At 61.3% G+C, this 18,650-nt stretch carries 16 protein-coding genes; 5 read left to right on the forward strand and 11 right to left on the reverse strand.

Annotated features, from left to right (window positions below):
• The first annotated feature begins 68 nt into the window (after nucleotides 1-68).
• Together prlC and rsmJ are read left to right on the forward strand one after the other, a co-directional pair.
• Complete coding sequence (gene prlC / locus AAIE04_RS09095) at nucleotides 69-2,111, forward strand: oligopeptidase A (protein WP_019455242.1); 2,043 nt, start codon at nucleotides 69-71, stop codon at nucleotides 2,109-2,111.
• An 8-nt stretch (nucleotides 2,112-2,119) separates the two neighbouring features.
• Nucleotides 2,120-2,866, forward strand: a complete 747-nt coding sequence (gene rsmJ, locus AAIE04_RS09100; protein ID WP_004931005.1) for a 16S rRNA (guanine(1516)-N(2))-methyltransferase RsmJ — start codon at nucleotides 2,120-2,122, stop codon at nucleotides 2,864-2,866.
• 27 nt (nucleotides 2,867-2,893) lie between these two features.
• On the opposite strand, the gene AAIE04_RS09105 is transcribed toward rsmJ, so the two are convergent.
• From AAIE04_RS09105 to AAIE04_RS09150, 10 genes are all read right to left on the reverse strand, one after another.
• The gene (locus tag AAIE04_RS09105) at nucleotides 2,894-3,493 is read right to left on the reverse strand and encodes an SIS domain-containing protein (protein WP_498576812.1); all 600 of its coding nucleotides are present in this window, start codon (nucleotides 3,491-3,493) and stop codon (nucleotides 2,894-2,896) included.
• Nucleotides 3,493-5,130: an FGGY-family carbohydrate kinase gene (locus AAIE04_RS09110; protein WP_498576813.1), complete on the reverse strand. Its 1,638-nt coding sequence runs from the start codon at nucleotides 5,128-5,130 to the stop codon at nucleotides 3,493-3,495. The genes AAIE04_RS09105 and AAIE04_RS09110 overlap by 1 nt, the downstream gene beginning before the upstream one ends.
• A 13-nt stretch (nucleotides 5,131-5,143) precedes the next feature.
• Nucleotides 5,144-6,097, reverse strand: coding sequence for an ABC transporter permease (locus AAIE04_RS09115; protein WP_498057318.1), 954 nt, complete (start codon nucleotides 6,095-6,097; stop codon nucleotides 5,144-5,146).
• 1 nt (nucleotide 6,098) lies between these two features.
• Complete coding sequence (locus AAIE04_RS09120; protein ID WP_063918350.1) at nucleotides 6,099-7,088, reverse strand: ABC transporter permease; 990 nt, start codon at nucleotides 7,086-7,088, stop codon at nucleotides 6,099-6,101.
• Nucleotides 7,081-8,580, reverse strand: a complete 1,500-nt coding sequence (locus AAIE04_RS09125; RefSeq protein ID WP_498057319.1) for a sugar ABC transporter ATP-binding protein — start codon at nucleotides 8,578-8,580, stop codon at nucleotides 7,081-7,083. Before AAIE04_RS09125 ends, AAIE04_RS09120 begins: the two co-directional genes overlap by 8 nt.
• 105 nt (nucleotides 8,581-8,685) lie before the next feature.
• Entirely contained in the window at nucleotides 8,686-9,672 is a 987-nt protein-coding gene (locus tag AAIE04_RS09130) for an autoinducer 2 ABC transporter substrate-binding protein (protein WP_063918351.1), read from the reverse strand.
• 328 nt (nucleotides 9,673-10,000) lie between these two features.
• Nucleotides 10,001-11,344, reverse strand: a complete 1,344-nt coding sequence (gdhA, locus tag AAIE04_RS09135) for an NADP-specific glutamate dehydrogenase (protein ID WP_019455234.1) — start codon at nucleotides 11,342-11,344, stop codon at nucleotides 10,001-10,003.
• Nucleotides 11,345-11,547: 203 nt separating this feature from the next.
• The gene (uspA, locus tag AAIE04_RS09140) at nucleotides 11,548-11,985 is read right to left on the reverse strand and encodes a universal stress protein UspA (RefSeq protein ID WP_019455233.1); all 438 of its coding nucleotides are present in this window, start codon (nucleotides 11,983-11,985) and stop codon (nucleotides 11,548-11,550) included.
• A 267-nt stretch (nucleotides 11,986-12,252) separates the two neighbouring features.
• Nucleotides 12,253-13,161 (reverse strand): LysR family transcriptional regulator, encoded by a 909-nt coding sequence (locus AAIE04_RS09145; protein ID WP_498576814.1) that lies wholly within the window; start codon nucleotides 13,159-13,161, stop codon nucleotides 12,253-12,255.
• A gap of 104 nt (nucleotides 13,162-13,265) precedes the next feature.
• Nucleotides 13,266-14,039: an SDR family oxidoreductase gene (locus tag AAIE04_RS09150; protein WP_074056145.1), complete on the reverse strand. Its 774-nt coding sequence runs from the start codon at nucleotides 14,037-14,039 to the stop codon at nucleotides 13,266-13,268.
• 432 nt (nucleotides 14,040-14,471) lie between these two features.
• Here AAIE04_RS09150 and uspB point away from each other — a divergent pair, with 432 nt between their 5' ends.
• Nucleotides 14,472-14,807 carry a universal stress protein UspB gene (uspB, locus tag AAIE04_RS09155; protein WP_019455230.1) on the forward strand — a complete coding sequence of 112 codons (336 nt, stop codon included), beginning with the start codon at nucleotides 14,472-14,474 and terminating at the stop codon, nucleotides 14,805-14,807.
• 135 nt (nucleotides 14,808-14,942) lie between these two features.
• Nucleotides 14,943-15,542 carry a LysE family translocator gene (locus AAIE04_RS09160; protein WP_498576815.1) on the forward strand — a complete coding sequence of 200 codons (600 nt, stop codon included), beginning with the start codon at nucleotides 14,943-14,945 and terminating at the stop codon, nucleotides 15,540-15,542.
• 98 nt (nucleotides 15,543-15,640) lie between these two features.
• Here AAIE04_RS09160 and pitA read toward each other — a convergent pair whose 3' ends face one another.
• The gene (pitA, locus tag AAIE04_RS09165) at nucleotides 15,641-17,143 is read right to left on the reverse strand and encodes an inorganic phosphate transporter PitA (protein ID WP_019455229.1); all 1,503 of its coding nucleotides are present in this window, start codon (nucleotides 17,141-17,143) and stop codon (nucleotides 15,641-15,643) included.
• Nucleotides 17,144-17,443: 300 nt separating this feature from the next.
• Between pitA and AAIE04_RS09170 the strand changes: the two genes are divergently transcribed.
• A complete protein-coding gene (locus AAIE04_RS09170; protein WP_498057321.1) occupies nucleotides 17,444-18,643 on the forward strand; it encodes a BaiN/RdsA family NAD(P)/FAD-dependent oxidoreductase in 1,200 nt (399 codons plus the stop codon).
• Nucleotides 18,644-18,650 lie beyond the last annotated feature (7 nt).

The raw sequence follows: 18,650 nt of genomic DNA on the forward strand, positions 1-18,650 counted from the left end.
GTTAGAGATTCATACGCATTTTAAGGCTCGCCCCTGCGGCGGGCCTCAACGCTAATCAGGACTGCCCTATGACAAATCCGTTGCTGACCCCGTTTTCCCTGCCGCCGTTCTCGGCGATCCGCCCTGAAGATATCGTGCCTGCGGTGCAATCCGCGCTGGCGGACTGCCGCGCCGCGGTAGAGCGCGTGGTCGCGCAGCCGGGGCCGTTCACCTGGGACAATCTGTGTCAGCCGTTGGCGGAGTCGGACGATCGCCTGTCGCGCATCTGGTCGCCGATCGGGCACCTGAACTCGGTGAAAAACAGCCCGGAGCTGCGCGCCGCCTATGAACAGGCGCTGCCGCTGCTGTCCGAGTACGGCACCTGGGTCGGCCAGCACGAAGGGTTATACCAGGCCTACCGCAGCCTGAAAGAGGGCGCGGCGTTCGAGGCGCTGAGCGTGCCGCAGCGCAAGGCGGTGGACAATGCGCTGCGCGACTTCGAACTGTCGGGCATCGGCCTGTCGGCGGACAAACAGCAGCGCTACGGCGAGATCGTCGCGCGCCTGTCCGAACTGGGTTCCACCTACAGCAATAATGTGCTCGACGCCACCATGGGCTGGAGCAAGCTGATTACCGACGAAGCGGAACTGAGCGGCCTGCCGGAAAGCGCTCTGGCGCAGGCGCAGGCGATGGCGCAGGCCAAAGAGCAGGACGGCTGGCTGCTGACGCTGGATATGCCGAGCTACCTGCCGGTGCTGACCTACGCCGACAATCGTGCGCTGCGCGAAGAGATGTACCGCGCCTTCGCCACCCGCGCTTCCGATCAGGGGCCGAACGCCGGCAAATGGGACAACAGCGAAGTGATGGCGGAAACGCTGGCGCTGCGCCATGAGCTGGCTCAGCTGCTGGGCTTCGACACCTACGCCGACAAGTCGCTGGCGACCAAGATGGCGGAAAGCCCGGAGCAGGTGATCGGCTTCCTGAGCGATCTGGCCAAGCGCGCCCGTCCGCAGGCCGAGCAGGAGCTGGCGCAGCTGCGCGCCTTCGCCAAACAGCACTATGGCGTGGACGAGCTCGAAGCCTGGGACATCACCTATTACGGCGAAAAACAGAAACAGCACCTGTTCTCCATCAGCGACGAGCAACTGCGCCCGTACTTCCCGGAACAGCGGGTGGTGGAAGGGCTGTTCGAAGTGGTGAAACGCATCTACGGCATCACCGCCAAAGAGCGTAAAGACGTCGAAACCTGGCATCCGGACGTGCGCTTCTTCGATCTGTTCGACGCCGACGGCGAGCTGCGCGGCAGCTTCTACCTCGATCTGTACGCCCGCGAAAACAAACGCGGCGGCGCCTGGATGGACGACTGCGTCGGCAGCCTGCGCAAGGCCGACGGCACGCTGCAAAAACCGGTCGCTTACCTGACCTGCAACTTCAATCGCCCGCTGGGCGACCAGCCGGCGCTGTTCACCCATAACGAAGTGACCACGCTGTTCCACGAGTTCGGCCACGGTCTGCACCACATGCTGACGCAGATCGATACCGCCGGCGTCTCCGGCATCAACGGGGTGCCGTGGGATGCGGTCGAGCTGCCGAGCCAGTTTATGGAAAACTGGTGCTGGGAGCCGGAAGCGCTGGCGTTTATCTCCGGCCACTATCAGAGCGGCGAGCCGCTGCCGAAGGAGATGCTCGACAAGCTGTTGGCGGCCAAGAATTACCAGGCGGCGCTGTTTATCCTGCGCCAGCTGGAGTTCGGCCTGTTCGATTTCCGCATGCACTTCGAATACAGCCCGGAAAAAGGGGCGCAGATCCTGCCGACGCTGGCGGAAGTGAAGAAAATGGTGGCGGTGGTGCCTTCGCCGAGCTGGGGCCGCTTCCCGCACGCCTTCAGCCACATCTTCGCCGGCGGCTACGCGGCGGGTTACTACAGCTATCTGTGGGCGGAAGTGCTGTCGGCCGACGCCTACTCGCGCTTCGAAGAAGAGGGGATCTTCAACGCCGAAACCGGCAAATCCTTCCTCGACAACATCCTGTCGCGCGGCGGTTCGGAAGAGCCGATGGCGCTGTTCAAACGCTTCCGTGGCCGCGAGCCGCAGCTGGATGCTATGCTGCGCCATTACGGCATTAAAGGATAACTCGACACGTGAGCGTGTGTTTATTGTGTGAAGCAGGCGCCGATCCCGGCGCCTTGTCTGTTTTGGCGCAGCGCTGGCGGCTGGCGTCTGATGACGACGCGCCGATGGCGCTGGTATTGACCCCGCAGCGGCTGGAGCTGCGCAAGCGCGACGAGCCGAAGCTCGGCGGGATCTACGTCGATTTCGTCTCCGGCGCCATGGCGCACCGGCGCCGCTTCGGCGGCGGCCGCGGCGAGGCGGTGGCCAAAGCGGTCGGCATCAAGGGCAGCTACCTGCCGGACGTGGTGGACGCCACCGCCGGGCTGGGGCGCGACGCCTTCGTGCTGGCGGCGCTGGGCTGCCGGGTACGGATGCTGGAACGCAATCCGGTGGTGGCGGCGTTGCTGGACGACGGCCTGCAGCGCGGTTATCAGGATGCGGAAATCGGCCCGTGGCTACGCGAGCGCCTGACGCTGCTGCACGCTTCCAGCCTGACGGCGCTGGCGGATCTCAGCCCGCGTCCCGAGGTGGTGTATCTCGATCCGATGTTCCCGCACAAGCAGAAAAGCGCGCTGGTGAAGAAAGAGATGCGGGTGTTTCAATCGCTGGTAGGCAGCGACGATGACGCCGACGGCCTGCTGGAACCGGCGCGCCGTTTGGCGACCAAGCGCGTGGTGGTGAAACGCCCGGACTACGCGCCGCCGCTGGCCGACGTGCCAGCGCACGCCGCCACGCTGACCAAGAGCCACCGCTTCGATATCTACATGCCGCTGTAATCTCCGCCGGGCCCGCGTGTCGGGCCCTCAACGCTGTTCCCGCAAACTTTTCCCTACGCCGCCGCCCGGATGCACCGCCAGCAAGGCGTCCTTGTCATAACCGCTGCGCGCCATCAGGCAGGCGCAGGCGGCGTCGAAGATCGCCAACACCAGCACAATTGAGGTGGTGGCCAGCATGCTCAGCGGATCTATCTCCTTCTGCACCCCGGTAGCGATCGTCAGCTGCGCCGCCTGCGCGATGGCGGAATGCGGATTTTCCGTCACCGCGATCAGCGTCACCCCTTTGGCCTGCAGCGTCGGCAGCAGGCGGGTCAGCTCGTCGGAATTGCCGCCGCGCGAGATCAGGATCAGCAGATCGTCGGCGCGTAGAAAGCCCAGATCGCCATGCGCCGCGCCGGTGGCGTCGAGATAGACCGCCGGTCGCTCCACGCAGGCCAGCATATGGGCTATCTTGCGCGCCGCAATCCCCGACGTACCGACGCCAGTGACGGCGATTTTACCGCGGCAGTCGGCCAGCAGCGCCAGCAGGCGCTGCCAGGTGTGCGCGTCGAGGCGTTCGCCCAGCTGGGCCAGCTCCTGGCTGTAGGTTTGCCAGCCCTGGAGAGCCTGCCGCCATTCCTGCTGCATCACGCCTCCTCCTGCATCAACCGGCGGTATTTCATGTGGTCGTTGTACAACTCGTGGAACACCCGGTATTTGCGGTCGTAATAGCTTTTAATCTGGTTGGTCTGCGGCGTGACCGTCTTGCCGATGCGGCTCATGGCGCTCATCGCCTCCGGCAAGGTGTCGAACACACCCGCCGCCACGGTGCCCATCATGGCACCGCCCAGCAGCATCGCTTCGCTCTCCTCCGGCAGCAGCATGGCGCAGCCGGTGGCGTTGGCGTGCTCCTGCACGAAGATCGGGTTCTTGGTGCCGCCGCCGCTGGCCATGATGGTGTCGATGCTGTAGCCGCTGTGGTTCATGGTTTCGATGATGTGGCGGGTGCCAAGCGCGATGGCCTGGATGGTGGCCAGGTAGTGCAGCGCCATGTCCTCCGGCGTGCGCGACAGCTTCAGCCCGGTCAGGATGCCGGTCAGCGTCGGGTTGGCGCGCGGCGAGCGGTTGCCGTGGAAGTACGGCAGCATATGAATGTCTCGCGTCAGGAAAGCGATGTTCTCCGGCTCACCGGCCATGCGGCGCAGAATGGCGTTCAACACCTCATAAATGGTCTGGCCCTGGGTTTTTGCCTGCGCCAGCAGCTCCGGGTAGCACGGGTGCGACTGGATGACGTGATCGATCAGCGCGCCGGTGGCGGACTGGCCGCCTTCGTTCAGCCAGTATTCCGGCAGGATCGCCGAATAGTACGGCCCCCAGACGCCACCGATAAAGCGCGCGGTGCGCGACATCGCCATATGGCCGGTGGAGGTGCCGCCGATCAGCGCGACGCGGCGGTTGAAGTCGGCCACTTCACCGGAGACGCCGGTAGCGCCCAGCGTGCCGAGGGTGCCGGCGTGCGCGTCGATGATAGATACGCTCACCGCCGTGCCGGCGATCAGACCCATTTCGCTGGCGGCGCGCTGGGTCAGGCCGTGGCCCAACGGTTCACCCATCATTTTGACGTCGCTGCCGATCTTGGCCGCGTCGTGTTCCAGCAGGTCTTCGAGCCCGATCTGCTGGAAGTAGCTCTTGTCCCAACGCTGTTCGTGGCCGAGATAGGTCCACTTACACACCGTCGAGCACAGCGAACGGGTGGCGTCCTGGGTGGCGCGCCAGGTGAGGAAGTCCGGCAGATCGAACAGGTAGCCGGCGTTGGCCCAGGTGGTGGGCATGTGCTGTTTCAGCCACAGCAGTTTCGGCGTCTGCATCTCCGGCGAAATGATGCCGCCGACGAAATCCAGCACCCGGTGTTTGGTGGCGTTGATGCGCTCGGCCTGGGCGATCGCCCGGTGATCCATCCACACGATAATGTTCTGCTCGGTGCGGCCTGAAGGGCTGATGGTCAGCGGTTTGCCTTCTTTATCCAGCACCACCAGCGAACAAGTGGCGTCGAAGCCCAACCCTTTAACCTGGATCGGGTTGATGTCGGCCTGGTTGACTGCGTCGCGCACCGCATTGCACACCGCCTGCCAGATGTTATCCGACGACTGCTCGACGAAATCCGCCTTTGGCCGATACAGGTCGATGGCCCGGCTGGCCTGACCGACCATGCGGCCGTTGAGATCGAATACGCCTGCGCGCGCGCTTCCGGTGCCCACATCTACGCCAATAAAATAGCTCGCCATTATCTGTTTTCTCCTAAGCTTTTCGATTCTGTAACGCGATAAACAGGATCAGCACGCCGCCCCACAGAGCCATGGTCAGGTAGCTGCTGACCCCCAGCAAATTGAGGCCGCTTTCCAACATTTGCAGCACGATCAGCGCCAGCACCAGACCCAGAATGCGGCCGAAACCGCCGTCCGGGTTAATGCCGCCTAGCACCGAGGCCAGAATGGTCACCAGCAGATAAGATTCGCCGTAGCCGGCCTTGGCCGAGTTGAACTTGGCCATCATCAGCAGCGCGGCGCCCCAGCCGAGCAGCGCCGACAGGATATACACCGCGATCTGCACCCGCGCGGTGTTCACGCCGCTAAAACGGGTGGCCTGCTCGTTGGAACCGAGCAGGTACAGGCTGCGGCCCAGCGTAGTGTGCTCCAGCAGCAGCCACAGACCGATCGCCACCAGCAGGAACAGGATCAGCGCCACCGGCACGCCGAGCACGGCGCCGTTGCCGAGAAATTGAATCGCCGCCGGGAAGCCGGAGATCACGGCGCCGTTGGTCAGCAGGATATTCAGGCCGGTGATCAGGGTCATGGTGCCGAGCGAGGCGAGGATCGGCGATACGCCGATCCAGGCCACCAGTGCGCCGTTGAGCGCGCCGATCGCCACCGCCACCAGCAGGCCGGCCAACAGCGCCAGCACCAGGAACAGCGGCTGGTCGGGATGGCTGACGATGATCGCCGCCATCACCAGCGAACAGGCGTTGGCGCCGGCGATGATCGACAGGTTGATGCCGCCGGTCAGCATGGTGATGCCCATGCCGAGCGCCAGCAGGCCGAGGATCGGCAGCTGCGAGGCGATCGACTGAAAGTTGCCGAGGCTGAAGAAGCGCGATCCGAGCAGCCCGGCGAACAGCAGCGCCACCGCGATGATGATCGCGCCCTGCAGGCGAATGATTCGATCGCTTGGGATCAACCGAGTTAACTGCGTCATGTCAGATCTCCTTGAGCAGCTTGCGTTTTTCGTTCCAGGCGGTGGTGCTGATGCTGATCAAAATGATCGCGCCGCTGAATACCTGGTGCCAATAGGCCGAGACGCTGAGCAGCGTCAGCCCGTTTTGCAGGAAGGCCAGCAGTACCACGCCGAGCAGGGTGCCGGTCAACGACCCGCGGCCGCCGCTCATGCTGGTGCCGCCCAGCACCACCGCCGCCAATACCGTCAGCTCGAAGCCGAGCAGCGAGTTGGGCGCCACCGATTGGGTGATCTGCGCCTGCACCACCGCCGCGACGCCGGCCAGGATGCCCATGTAACCGTAGACGCAGAAGTGCAACCGCAGCAGGTTGAGCCCCAGGCGCGACGCCGCGTCGCGGTTGCCGCCCATGGCGTAGATCTGGCGCCCCAGCCGGGTACGGTTCATCAGCACGCCGGTGACGACGATGGTCGCCAGTAGGCACAGCAGCGGCAGGGTCAGGCCGTAGTCGTAGCCGTCGGCGCCCTGGAACGAGAACCAGTTGATGCCGTTCATGAACCAGTCCGGGAAGCCGTACAGCCAGGTGCCGTTGGTGGCGTACACCAGCAGGCCGTAGAACAGGTTGAGGGTGGCGATGGTGATGATGATCGCCGGCACTTTCAGCCAGTACACCAGAAAACCGTTCACCAGCCCGAGCAGCAGGCCGACGCCGGCAGCCAGGGCGAACGCCAGCGGGAAGCTGCCGCCGTGCTGGATCACCCAGCTGGCCATCACATATTGGGCGATGGCGGTGATGGCCGGGAACGAAATGTCGATGCCGCCGGCGATCAGCACCACGAACAGGCCGCAGGCCAGGATGCCGAGAATGGCGTAGCTGGTGGCGACGTCGGTCAGGTTGCCGAGCGTCAGAAACTCGTCGGTGCCGGCGCTCAGGCCGATCGCCAGCAGCAGCACCAGCAGGCCGAGATAAAACTCGTGCCGCCCGGCCAGGCGGGCCAATAATGACTTATCCATTCACCACCTCGGCGATCTGTTGTTCGGTACTCTGGTGCGGCGCGAATTCGGCGATCAGCTCGCCCTTGCGCATCACCATCACCCGATGGCTGTTGTAATAGGCTTCCGGGATCTCGTCGCAGATCATCAGCACCGCCATACCCAGCTGCGCCAGATCGCGGGCGATCTGGTAGATCCCCTCTTTGTTGGCGATGTCTACGCCGACGGTAGGCGAGTCGAGGATCAGGATCTTCGGCTGAGTCGCTACCCATTTGGCGATGGCGATGCGCTGGGCGTTGCCGCCGGACAGGGTCTTCACCGGCAATGCGCTGTCGGACACCTTGATGTTCAAATCGCGGATCAGCCGGTTGACCAGCTCGGTCGCTTTGGCGTGATCCAGCAATCCAAACGAGGTATGCAGCCGATCGAAGACGGTGACGATGGTGTTGTCGTAGATCGATTGATCCATGATCAGCCCCTGCGTCAGACGATCCTCCGACACATAACCGATGCCGTGGCGCACCGCTTCGCGGTTGTTGTGCAACTGTACCGCTCGGCCCTCGATGCGGATCTCGCCGCTGTCCGGCCGCGTCATGCCGAACAGGCTGAGGCACAGTTCGGTGCGGCCGGCGCCGAGCAGGCCGACGATCGAGACGATCTCGCCGCCGCGCAGCGCCAGATTGACGTTGCGGTATTTCTCGCCGCGGCTGAGGTTGCGCACTTCGAGCAGCGGCGCCTGTTCGGTCGACGGCAGCGGCGGCAGCGGGCTGTAGTGGAAGCGTTGGCCGGTCATCAGGAACGCCAGTTCATGACTGTCCAGTTCGCTGGCCGGCCAGGTACCCACCAGCTTGCCGTCGCGCATCACGCTGATGCGGTCGGCGACTTCCATCACTTCATCCAATCGGTGGCTGACGAACACCACGCAGATGCCGGCGGCCTTCAGCTCGTTGACCACCCGCAGCAGGCCGTCGACCTCCTGGCGGGTCAGCGAGGCGGTCGGTTCATCCATGATCACCAACCGCGCCTCGGCGGCGATGGCGCGACAAATCGCTACCAGCTGCCGATCGGCGATCGACAGTTTTTCCACTTTTTTATCGGGGTCGATACGCACGCCGACCCGCGCCATGGCGTCCAGCGCCGTCTGGCGCATCAATCGCTGGCGTACCCAGAAGCGGCCGCCGGGCAGGTAGCTGTGGATGGCGATGTTTTCCGCCACCGTCAGGTTAGGGAACAGCGACAGGTCCTGATAGATCACCTGTATGCCGTAATAACCGGACAGCTGCGGCGTCAGGGCGTGGAAAAGTTTGCCTTCCAGCGAAATATTGGCGCCTTTTTCCGGCTGATAGACGCCGGAGATGATTTTAATAATGGTGCTTTTGCCGCAGCCGTTTTGCCCGGCCAGGCAGTGCACTTCGCCTTTATTCAGCGTCAGGTTGATCTGGTCTAATGCCAGCACGCCTGGGAATCGCTTGCTGATATTCTCCAGGGTGATAAATGCGGGGGAGGTTGTCATAACGTTAACCTGTGCTTGCGTAGCGGCCGAAGCCCTGGGCGCAGCAAAGCTGCGCCCCTACGAGGGTTTAACTACTTTCCCGGTGTGGCGAAATTACGCGAAAAATCAGAATCCGAGCGATTTGGCGTTGTCTTTGGTGACTTCCAGAATCTTATTAAACCGAATCACTTTGTGCTCCATATCGACGTCGGCCTTGCCCAGCCCCTCGATCGACAGATCTTTGTTCACTTCCTTGCCCTGCAGCAGCTGATCGGCCACCGTGACCAGCGCATAACCGGCATCTTTCGGATCCCACAGCAGCGCTTTCTTGATGTCGCCGCGCATCAGGTAAGGGGCGGCCTGCGCCGGCATGGCGATGCCCACCACCGCGATTTTGTCCTTGGCGCGCTTCTTGGCCACCGCCTGGCCGGCACCGATCGGGCCGAGCGAGCCGAAGCCGATGATGCCCTTCATCTGCGGATAGGTTTTCATCAGATCCAGCGTGGTGGCGTAGGATTTGTCGATGCTTTCCGCCACCGGCAACCGCGAGGTGACTTCAAACATGTCCGGGTATTTTTCTTTCTGGTATTTGATGGCGGAATCGGCCCAGGCGTTGTGCAGCGGTACGGTCAGCGAACCGACGTAGATCGCGTAACCGCCTTTGCCGCCCATGTCTTTCGCCAGCTCATCGACGTTGGCCTGCGCGTATTTCTCGCTGTCGATGGTCTCGATGTCCCACTGGCCGATCTGCTGGTCCGGGGATTCATGGGTCAGCACCACGATGCCTTTGTCGCGCGCCTTTTTCAGCACCGGCTCCAGCACCTTGGCGTCGTTCGGCACCACGATGATGGCGTTGACGTTCTTGGCGATCAGATCCTCAATCACCTTGACCTGCGCGGCCGGATCCGGCGTAGCAGGGCCGGTCTGGTAGGCGTTGACGTCGAGTTTTTTCGCCGCCTCGTTAACGCCCGTTTCCATGCGGTTGAACCACGGAATGCCGGTCACTTTGGCGACCACGGCGATCTCATATTTATCAGCGGCGAACACAGGTGTTGTCGATAACATGCACGCAGAAACCACACATGCATTTAATAATGCGAGGTTAAATTTCATTAGCTGTACCTTTTTTTATCTGTAGGGGTGGCGGTTTTTCCACCGCTGCAGATTACAAAGGAATGGAAGAGGGGGCGTAGCTGAAGTTAATAAAATGTGATCTGCGCACATTTAAGTAAAATATTGACAGGTTTGTTGTTAAATAAATGTTTAATTATTTGGCGGTGGTAAATTTACTACCGATTAAATGGTAGTTTGAAACTACTTGATAACTTAAAATTAACAAATTGAGATCATTTTGACGGCGTGAGGGCGGAAAAAAATGCCGGCGCAGAGGCCGGCATTGAAGCATTTAATCGATGTGTGAACAAGATCACCTTTGCGGCGATTACAGCACGCCCTGCGCCAGCATGGCGTCGGCGACCTTGACGAAACCGGCGATATTCGCGCCGTGTACGTAGTGAGTTTGCTTGCCTTCGCCGCCGTATTCCACGCAGGCGTGGTGAATATCCGCCATGATATGTTGTAAACGTACATCCACTTTCTCCGCCCGCCAGCCGATGCGCGCGGCGTTTTGCGCCATCTCCAGCCCTGAGGTGGCCACGCCGCCGGCGTTGGCCGCCTTGCCCGGCGCGAACAGCACCCCGGCGTCGAGGAAGGCGTCGGTGGCCTGGATGGTGGTCGGCATGTTGGCGCCTTCCGCCACCGCTTTCACCCCGTTGCGGATCAGCGTTTGCGCCGCGTCGAGATCCAGCTCGTTCTGAGTGGCGCACGGCAGGGCGATATCCACCGGCACGTTCCACGGCTGCTGGCCCGCCAGATAGGTCAGGCCGCGCTCGCGAGCGTAATCCGCCACCCGGCCGTAACGCTGGTTTTTGATCTCCGCCAGGTGCGCCAGCTTCTCGGTGGTGAAACCATCTTCGTCCACCAGGGTGCCGCCGGAATCCGATACGGTGATCACGCGTGCGTCCAGCTCCAGCGCTTTTTCGATGGTGTACTGCGCCACGTTGCCGGAGCCGGATACCGCCACCCGCATGCCTTCAAAGCCCAGGCCGTGGCGTTGCAGCATGGCGTCGGTGAAGTACACCAGGCCATAGCCGGTCGCCTCGGGGCGGATCAGGCTGCCGCCGAAAGAGAGGCCCTTGCCGGTAAACACGCAGGCGGTATTGTTGGACAGTTTCTTCATCATGCCGGTCATAAAGCCGACTTCACGGCCGCCTACGCCGATGTCGCCGGCCGGCACGTCGGTGTCCGGCCCCAGATGGCGATACAGTTCGGTCATCAGCGCCTGGCAGAAGCGCATGATCTCGCCCTGGCTTTTGCCCTTGGGATCGAAATCGGAGCCGCCTTTGCCGCCGCCCATCGGCAAGGTGGTCAGCGCATTCTTGAAGGTCTGCTCAAAGCCGAGAAACTTCAGGATCGACAGGTTTACCGACGGGTGGAAGCGCATGCCGCCCTTGTAGGGGCCGATGGCCGAGTTGAACTGGACGCGGAAGGCGCGGTTGACCTGCACCTGGCCGCGATCGTCCACCCAGCTGACGCGGAACTGAATGACGCGCTCGGGCTCTACCAGGCGCTCCAGCAGCGCCTGTTCGCGATAGCGCGGGTTGCGTTCGATAAACGGCCACAGCGAAGTGAACACTTCGCGCACCGCCTGCAGATATTCCGGCTGGTGGGGGTTATGGCGCTGTAACGAGGACAGGAAAGACTCTACCGATGCGGCATATTCCATGGATAACTCCTTTTAGCATTAAATGTTCCCCCGCTGTTTTTTATAGAAATGGATTTAGGCGATGCTCGGGGGGAGGATGTTGTGTCTTTAGCGACTATATCATCGGAGGGCGGTTGATTATCAAGCGATTAATCGGTGTGACGGCATGAAAAACGCCCGCATGGCGCGGGCGTTGGGCAGCTTGGTTAGCGGGCGCTTACTTTTTACTCGTCTTCTTCATCGCGCAGCGGCACGATCAGCATGTCGATGTGCACGGTATTGATCAGCTGGCGCGCGGAAGACATCAGCTTGCTCCAGAAGTCCTGGTGGTGGCCGCACAGCACCAGGTCCATATCGTATTTCTTGATGGCGTCCACCAGCACCTGCGCCAGATCGCCGCTGCCGCTCAGGGTCTCGCTGATCGGGTAGCCGGCGTTCTGCGACAGCTCGGTCAGCGCCTGATGGGTTTCCTCGGAGATGCGTTTTTGCATGTCGCCGAGGTTGACGTCGATCAGGCCGGTATAGAGATCGGAATAGTTGACATCGACGTGGATCAGAGAAACTTTAGCGTTGTACGGCCGCGCCATAGAGACGGCTTTCTCTACCAGGATCTTGCTTTCCGGGGATAGGTCTACCGCGATCAATATGTGTTTGTAAGCCATAAGAATACTCCTTCCATAAACATGCCGATTAAAAAGGGTTAGCAGGCGTTCCATGTACCCGCCTGGCGCTTTTGGTTTCATAGTATCATTCGGATAACGCAATGATATGTTGGGGCGATCACACTGCGCCGCATCGAAACGCTCTCCGCCCGATACCTTTCGTTGTACACCCGCGCGGCGTAAAAGCCTATGGGTTATGCGAATGCTGACGGTCTGACCGCTTGAATTATAAGCGTTATTAAACAAAGTATAGCGCTAAATGTGCAATCAGCGTTCCAGATGCGGCTGCAGCAGGCTTTCAAACCACTCGTGAAACACCGCCAGGCGGCGCGAACGCTGGCGGCGATGGGGATAGATCAGCGCGATCGGCATGGAAGCGGGGCGGTAATCGAGCATCACTTCCACCAGTTCGCCGGCGTCGAGCAGATGCTGCACGTCGTAACGCGGGATTTGCATCAACCCCAGCCCGGCACGGCAGCAGGCGATATAGCTTTCGGCGTTGTTGACTACCACCCGGCTGGGCAGTTCGAGCCGCTGCGTGTGGCCGTCGTCGGTCAGGTATTCCCAGGGGGATTCGCGGCCGGTTTTGGGGGAGGCGTAACCGATGCTCCAGTGTCCTGGCGCGAGATCGCCGGGTTGCTGCGGGTAACCAAATTCGCTCAGGTAGGCGGGGCTGGCGCAGTTGATCTGCGCGATGCGGCCGAGCGGGCGCATCACCAGGCTGCTGTCGTGCAGATCGCCGACGCGCACCGCGCAGTCGACCCCTTCCTGCACCAGATCGATGGCGCGATCGGCGGAGCCGAGCATCAGCTGCAGGTGAGGATGGCGCCGCAGCAGGCCGGGCAGCGCCGGGGCGATCAGCCGGCGGGCGATGCGGCTCGGCACGTCGACGCTGAGCCGCCCGGAGGCCTGGCGCTGGCTGGCCTGAAACGACTGATCGATGTCTTCCACTTCGGCCAGCAGCGGGCGCAGCCGTTCGAGCAGCTGTTCGCCGTCGGCGGTCAGCCGCACCTGCCGCGTGGTGCGGTGCAGCAGGCGCACGCCCAGCTGCGTTTCCAGTTGTTGCACGGCGGCGGACACCGAGGCGCGCGGCACCTCCAGCGCATGGGCCGCCCGGATAAAGCTGCCCATTTCCGCCACCTGCACGAATACGCGGTATTGATTGAATCTGTCCATCTCGTTGACCTGCTGTTCCTTGGCGCCGTTCCCGACAGAAAGTGTAGCCGCATGGCGCGGTTGCGCGCGAGCAGGTGCGGGGGCGATATTTGCCCCCGCCGGGATTATTTGGTGGTGTAGCCGCCGTTGATCAGGATGGTTTGGCCGGTTACCCACCAGCCGTCGCTGACCAGATGGCGGATGAACGGCACCACGTCTTCGATATCGGTCAGGCCGGTTTTGCTGAACGGCGACAGCGCCGCCGCCGTTTTGTGGTAGGCCACGGCGTCCGCGCCTTCCGCCGGGTAGAAGAATGGCGTATCCATCGGGCCGGGGCCGACCGCGGTCACGGAGATGCCGCGTTCGCCGAACTCCTTGGCGGCGGCGCGGGTGAAATGCTCCACCGGCGCCTTGGTGCCGGCGTAAGCGGCGTAGAACGGCGTGAAGGCGCCGAGCAGCGAGGTGACCAGCGTGCAGATTTTACCGTTGTCGTTGAGGTGCTTGCCCGCCTCTTTCAGGAAGAAGAACGCAGTTTTGGCGTTGACCGCCGTCATCTCGTCATACTCGGCTTCGCTGATGTCGACCATCGGTTTTTTCAGCACTTTGCCGACGGTATTGATGGCGATATCCGGCTTGCCGACGGCGGCGATCGCATCGGCGAACAGCTTCTCGACCGCGCCCGCGCGGGTCAGATCGGCCTGCAGCGCGACGCCTTGCGCCCCGGCGGCCTGAATGGCGGCGACGGTTTTCTCCGCCTCGGCTTTGGAAGCGGCGCTGTTGTAGTGGATCACCACCGCTTTGGCGCCTTGTTCAGCCAAATCGCGAGCGATCAGCCCGCCGAGATTTTTGGCGCCGCCGGCGATCAGAACGGTTTTTCCCTTGATTGAATGGTTTGCCATAACAGTTTCCTTGGATGAACGTAACGGAAACCTGAGTCTAGCCAGCGCCGGGGGAAAGATCAGCGGCGTGCGGCGGGATAGACTATCCAGAAAAACCGACTAATTATCGGCCGGCGACGACTCGCTATCTCGCCCCGGCGGGGGGCTTTCGGCGCACGGCGGTAAATTTTATCCACTGATCAGGCCAGTTTGCGTTTCATTAACCTACAATGATGGATATGGGCCTCATCATTTCCCCTCTGAGTAGAACCACGCTGTGCAAGTTTCTCTGTGCAGTGCGGCAACGTCTTCGGAGGCGGTGGGTTATGGGCGTGGCCCGTGCAGGCAAAAAAGGGGATGAGAGCGGTAAGCTCCAGCAGAGTATCGGGTAATGAGGTAGGGCGGTTGGACCCGGCGGATGGCCGTGGATAACAACGCCTTGAGGGGGTAATCATGATCAGTACCGTCGCGCTGTTTTGGGCCTTATGTGTGGTGTGTGTGGTAAACATGGTGCGGTATTACTCTTCTCTGCGCGCGCTGCTGGTGGTATTGCGCGGCTGTGACCCGTTGCTGTACCAATACGTCGACGGCGGCGGTTTCTTCACCGCCCACGGGCAACCCAGCAAGCAGCTGAGGCTGGTGCGCTATATCTTTGCGCAGCGCTATGTCGAGCACCACGATCCGGAGTTTATTCGCCGCTGCGAGCGGGTGCGCGGGCAGTTTATGCTGACTTCGGCTCTGTGCGGCCTGGTGGTCATCAGCCTGATAGGGCTGATGATCTGGCATTGATTCCCGCCTCGTCTGGCGGTTAACGCAGGAGAGTTCAGGGTTCACGCTACGTCACGGATCCCGAATTTTTCTGCGCCGTGCGGCGATCGTTTCTGCCATTGGCGTTCCCCGCACGGTCGTTTACTATCACGTCATATGAATATCAATGTCATCGACTTCCTGCCCGTTCTGTTGCCTGTCGCGCTGTCTCCCGGAGCGAGTTTTACTCTGGCGATGAACAGCGCGTTGGCCGGCGGGCGCAGCGGGTTGTTCCGCACGCTGGCGGGAACGGCGCTGGGGATATACACCCATGCCTGCCTCATCGCGTTAGGAGTCTCCGCGGTGCTCATGGCCTCTCCAGCGGCGTTTGGCGCCCTGAAAGGCGCTGGAATAGCGTATCTCCTGTGGCTGGGCGTTCAGCTTATCCGCAGTGGGATGCGCACCCGTGGCGGGGAGATCGGCGAAGGCGCCCGCGCCGTCACGCTAAAGGATGCCTGGTTGGCCAACGTGCTCAATCCAAAAGCCATCATTTTTTATCTGACGGTCGTGTCGCAGTTCGTCGGTCAGGATGGAAAGATGAGCGGCTATCTGGCGCTGGCCTCCGTGCATGTTATCGTAATGAGCGTTTGGTTGATGATGGTCAGCAAAACGCTCATCTTCTCGTCCCAAAAAGCCAATCCTCTGACGCTGAAAAAATGGGTTAACGTCGTCGGCGGCATATTGCTTATCCTGTTCTCTCTGAAAAGTCTGTTCTAGTGCCTGCGAGCGGCGACAGGCCCTAAAATAATGCCGGCCCCTTTGTGAGGGGCCGGCATTATGCGGCCATTCGGCCGCCTTTCTCATGATGCTATCAGTTAGATCAGCTTCAGCGCCACCCAATACAGCGCACCGGAAAGCAGAATCGAGATTGGCAGGGTCAGTACCCAGGCCAACAGGATGTTTTTCACGGTTTTGCTCTGCACGCCGCCGCCGTCCACGATCATCGTCCCGGCAACCGCCGAAGAGAGCACGTGGGTGGTGGAGACCGGCATGCCGGTATAGCTCGCTACGCCGATCGACAGCGCCGCGGTCATCTGGGCCGACACGCCCTGGGCGTAGGTCATGCCTTTCTTACCGATCTTCTCGCCGATGGTAGTAGCCACGCGTTTCCAGCCCACCATGGTGCCGAGCGACAGCGCCAGCGCGACGGCGACGATGATCCACATCGGCGCATACTCGACGGTCTGCAGCAAATCCTGACGCAGGTTCTTCAGGAAGCGCTGGTCGGCAGATGAGGTTTCCGGCAGCTTGGCGACTTTATCCGCCGTGTCGGTCACGCACATCAGCAGGCGGCGCAGGTGGCTGCGCTGCTCAACCGTCAGCTGATCGTAGCTTTGCAGGTTGGTCAGCATGCCCTGAGCCAGTTCGATCGCCGGCATGGCGCGCGAACTGTCGCAGTGGAACTCGGCCGGCTTGTTAGGTTCGGCTTCGTCATCCGGGCTTGGCACCAGCGGCGTCAACGACACCGCATGCGACAGCGCGTCACCGTGCTGCTGGTAATATTGCTGCAGGTGGGTCACGGCATCACGCGTACGGGTGATGTCATAACCGGTTGCATTCATATTGACCACGAAGCCGGCCGGCGCCACGCCGATCAGCACCAGCATGATTAGGCCGATGCCTTTCTGGCCATCGTTGGCGCCGTGCGAGAAGCTGACGCCAATCGCCGACAGGATCAGTGCGATACGGGTCCAGAACGGCGGCTTGCGTTTGCCGTCGACCTTTTCACGTTCCGCAGGGGTCATGTGGATACGCTGGCGTTTCTTGGTGCCACTCCAATAGCGGCGCAAGGCGAACACCATCACTCCCGCCACCATCATGCCGACCAGCGGCGAGAACAGCAGAGAAAGGAAAATGCCAATCATTTTCGGGACGTTAAGCGCATCCACCACCGAAGTGTGGGTCATCAGGGCGTTGGTTAAACCGACACCGATGATTGCGCCTATCAGCGTATGGGAACTGGAGGCCGGCAGACCGAAATACCAGGTGCCGAGGTTCCAGATGATTGCCGCCAACAGCATGGAGAAGACCATGGCTAATCCGTGTGCTGAACTGACGTTCAACAACAGATCGGTAGGCAACAAGTGGACGATGGCGTAAGCAACACTCAAACCGCCGAGCATTACGCCAAGAAAGTTGAACAAACCTGCCATCACGACCGCAAGTTGCGAGCGCATGGCGCGGGTATAAATAACTGTAGCGACCGCATTGGCCGTATCATGAAAACCGTTGATGGCTTCATAAAACAACACGAACAACAATGCGAGAATTAACATCAGGCCGGTATGGAAATCCAGGCCAGCGAACAAATGCAGCATAAGCGTTACGCCAGTTTGTGGACATGAACGCCGCGCATTATCAGTGACAACCGGGGCCGGGGAAAAGGAAAATATGACGTTTTTTTGATTTGGACATGACGAAACGATGGCGTGTCTATAACAAAAATATGAAATATCAACGCGTTATTCTCCTCTGACCTCTGTAATATTTTCTTACTATGGCGTTGACGGCGCCGGGGCTTTACAATCTGCCGCCGTGAATTTGGCGGTGACCGGCGGCGAAACGGCGTAATATGGCGCTCTTTTGTCGCGATTGTGGTTTTGATAAGAGAGGCTCAGGTGGAACAGTTTGATGTCGTAGTGATTGGGGCGGGCGCTGCCGGCATGTTTTGCGCCGCGCAGGCGGGGCAACTCGGTTGCCGCGTGTTGCTGCTCGACAACGGCAAAAAACCGGGCCGCAAGATCCTGATGTCCGGCGGCGGGCGCTGCAACTTTACCAACATGTATGCCGAACCGGCGGCCTACCTGTCGAACAACCCGCATTTCTGCAAGTCGGCGCTGGCGCGTTATACCCAGTGGGACTTCATCGATCTGATCAACCGCTACGGCATCGCCTACCATGAAAAAACGCTGGGGCAGCTGTTCTGCGACGACTCGGCGCAGCAGGTGGTGGATCTGCTGGTCAAGGAGTGCGAGCTGGGCCAGGTGACGATGCGCCTGCGCAGCGAAGTGCTGGGCGTGGAGAAAACCGCACAGGGTTACGAGCTGGCGCTGAATGGTGAAAAAGTGAGTGCTCGCTCACTTGTGGTGGCCAGCGGCGGATTATCCATGCCGGGGCTGGGCGCCTCGCCGTTCGGTTACAAGCTGGCGGAGCAATTTGGCCTCAAAGTGCTGCCGACGCGCGCCGGGCTGGTGCCTTTTACCCTGCATAAGCCGCTGTTGGAGCATGTGCAGACGCTATCCGGCGTCTCGGTGCCGGCGGTGATCACCGCCGAGAACGGCGTCAGTTTCCGCGAAAGCATCCTGTTTACCCACCGTGGCCTCTCCGGGCCGGCGGTGCTGCAGCTGTCGAGCTATTGGCAGCCTGGTGAGTATGTGAGCGTTAACTTACTTCCTGAGCTGGATCTGGCGGCTTTCCTCGATGAACAACGCCGGCAACACCCGAACCAAAGCCTGAAAAATACCCTGGCGTTGCAATTGCCGAAGCGGCTGGTGGAATGCTTGCAGACGCTGGGACAACTGCCGGAGGCGACGCTGAAGCAGCTGAATGCCCCGCAGCAGGCGGCGCTGGTGGATCTGTTGCAGAACTGGCGCGTGCAGCCGAACGGCACCGAAGGCTACCGCACGGCGGAAGTGACGCTCGGCGGCGTCGACACCAACGAACTTTCCTCCAAGACGATGGAAGCCCACAAGGCGCCGGGGCTCTACTTCATCGGCGAAGTGGTGGACGTGACCGGGTGGCTGGGCGGTTACAACTTCCAATGGGCCTGGAGCTCGGCCTGGGCCTGCGCCCAGGCGCTGGCGGCGCAGGAACGTTAAAACGCCG

This window comes from Serratia sp. Ae19-1, from assembly GCF_059801225.1.